Origin of the sequence: Gilliamella sp. GillExp13 (genome assembly GCF_001690815.1) — a bacterium.
GTDB lineage: Bacteria > Pseudomonadota > Gammaproteobacteria > Enterobacterales > Orbaceae > Gilliamella > Gilliamella bombi.
In genome coordinates, this window is record NZ_LZHJ01000067.1 from 1 (window position 1) to 2832 (window position 2832).

Below are 2832 nucleotides of genomic sequence, written 5' to 3' on the forward strand. Positions count from 1 at the left end.
TGGATCGGCTACACTAATTAGTACCAGTTTTATAAGGTCATTGTTATGATAAACTAAAAATAAGAGAAGGTAACAACAATGGCAACCGATTCATCACGAAGAGCAAAACGTAGCTTTACTAACGAGTTCAAAAAACAAATGGTCATGCTATATCAAAATGGTAAAAAACGTGCGGATATCGTCGCAGAGTATGACCTCACCAAATCAGCATTAGATAATTGGATAATGCAGTACCAAACTACCGGCTCATTCATCGCAAAAGATAATCGTCGAACTGAAGATAACGAACTTATCGCGCTACGCAAAGAGAATAAACGCTTGTTAATGGAGAATGATATCCTAAAGCAAGCGACGTTGATAATGGGAAGAAAATCGAGTTAATTTTACATAATAAGCATCGATACAGCTTACGTGCATTATGTCGATGTTTAAATGTAACCCGAAATCGTTTCTATTATCAACGGCAATTAACGCAGCAATCACAAGATATATCACTGAGTGAAATAGTGGGTGAAATTTTTAATACTAATTATCGTGCTTATGGTACAAGGCGTCTGCAAGCAGAGCTGAGAAAGCAAGGCATAACCGTATCTCGACGCCGAATAGGTCGAATCATGGCGAAAAATGGCTGGGTTTCGAAATACACCTGTAAAAAATATTGTATTCATACAGAAAAAAGCAATGAATCGCCGGTGGGGAATGAACTGAATCGAGAATTTAATATAGGTCAACCACGAAAGATATTGGTGACCGATTTAACCTATGTAAGGGTTAAACAACGTTGGCACTACCTTTGTGTAATTGTTGATATCAGTAATCGAGAAATAGTGGGGCGAAGTGCTGGCAGGCATAAAACAGCGGCACTGGTCATGCAAGCTATGAGTCAAATTCCAATGAACTTACAGACGATTGAGTTGTTTCATTCTGATAGAGGAAAAGAGTTTGATAATCATTTGATTGATGAATGTTTAACAGCATTTGGAATTAAACGGTCCTTAAGTCGCAAAGGCTGCCCCTATGATAACGCAATTGCAGAAAGCACATTCAAAGCAGTGAAAACAGAATTTGTGTCAAATACTATTTTTGATTCACTGGCGCAACTTAAATTGGAATTTAATCACTATGTGGATTGGTTTAATTATAATCGACTTCATTCAACATTAAATTACCAGTCGCCGATTGAATACAAAAGAAATCGATGACCTTATCTTTTTGGTACTAAAAAGTGTGGACATACCAGTTGGGATAAAATACGTTGTGAGGTTGGGGTGGAAAGTTAGAAATATTTTAGACTAATTTTAGGAATGACTTTATGAAAGGTGTAATTCGATTAGGCGATCCGCATTCCATGGAGGATGTGTGATAAGTGCATCTGGTGCTATTTTTGACGGTAAGCCAGTTGCATTAGTTGGCGATCAGGTATCTTGTCCGATAAAGGGGCATGGTGTAAACAATATTGTTGACGGGCATCCGACTTGGAAAATGTATAATCGATCTGTTGCCATTAATGGTTGTAAAGCCGCTTGCGGCTGTGAGCTTATATCAACATTATCTGTTGTAGGGAGTGAAGCATGAAATGGAGAGTACCTAACATACCAGAAAAAGCACTACCTAAGAATTTTTCTATCTGGATTTATTTATTGGTTTTTGTGTTGAGCGCCATTTTTTTTGAGTTTATAGTGTTACTCATTAATGGAAATAGTGTGCTATCTAATTTAGTATTAGGGGGCTTTTATTTTGTTATCGTACCGCTATTTTTTAGTTTATCTATAACGGGGTTTATTTATAGTTATTACCATTCACAATTAATTAAAGCTCTATTTTTTAATTTAAATATTAAAAATAAACTAGCAAGATGGCAGAGATGGGCAAGAAAATCAATTGGGTTAGTTGATTATTGTTATTTAACAGAAATCGATAATCTTGCTTTAAAAGTTATGGGGCTAGAAGGCAGTCAACCAATGAATCCCGATAAAGTAATGCCGATTTCAGTTATACATGAAATGATCAGCTCACCACTATTTTATGTGTTTGAAAAAATTATTATGCCAATGAAAGCTAAAATTAATAGCTTGTCAAAAATCAAAGTACTATTAAATATGACTCAAAGTTCAGATGCTGCGGTTATGATTTTAGCTAATTATTGTCATTCAAATCATATTAATATTAACGAGTCTGATATTGTGTTATCCGATTGCATACCTTCGCCTGAAATCATCCATGAATGGATAGATACAAAATATGATGAATCTATTTTAATGATTAATTTGGTATACGATGTTAAGAACCAATTATCTTTTAGTGAATATTGCTGTGCATTATTATTTTCTAATGTTAAGAAAGCATTAAATCTATCCAAATTAAGAGTATTTAGACCTCTTAAAACTGAACTTACTGATTTAAGTGATGATATTGGTTATTTAATTAAAGCCGAGCAGGTTGAAAAGAAACGAGTTAATCAATTATGGACAACATCTTTATCTTCTTCTGCATTAAATATTTTAAAGGAGACATTTTTTGATATTAATGGCGAAATTATAATTGCGCCAAATAAAGTTTATCCACTAGATCTTAATTTAGGTAAATTAAGCAAAAGCCATGCATGGCTTGCATTAGCTCTGGCTGCTGATGGGGTAAATCAGGGACAAAAGGGGCAAATGATAGCTGCGCAAGGAAGTAATGAAATTTATATTATGCAATTATCGGATAGAACCATCCAACGTATCGAAGAAAACGATGAATTATTGATTTTTCCAACGGTTTATTTTTTTAGTCTTGTTTTTTGCCTGTATTCTATTGTTGCTTTATTGGCTGTTAATTATGTTGAACTAA

The 2832-nt window shown here is 34.4% G+C and carries 2 protein-coding genes and 1 pseudogene; all 3 read left to right on the forward strand.

Annotated elements, in window-relative coordinates; translation table 11 throughout:
• The first annotated feature begins 78 nt into the window (after positions 1 to 78).
• Positions 79 to 1202 (forward strand): IS3 family transposase gene (locus A9G37_RS04665; protein WP_141671058.1). Its coding sequence is split into 2 segments (ribosomal slippage): positions 79 to 373 and positions 373 to 1202, totalling 1125 coding nucleotides; the frame shifts between segments, so codons are not numbered across the junction.
• A gap of 110 nt (positions 1203 to 1312) precedes the next feature.
• A pseudogene (locus tag A9G37_RS04670) lies at positions 1313 to 1575 on the forward strand (PAAR domain-containing protein).
• Positions 1572 to 2832, forward strand: a 1261-nt coding sequence (locus A9G37_RS04675; protein WP_065574773.1) for a hypothetical protein, incomplete at its 3' end; no start/stop codon positions are given. The pseudogene A9G37_RS04670 and the gene A9G37_RS04675, both read left to right, overlap by 4 nt.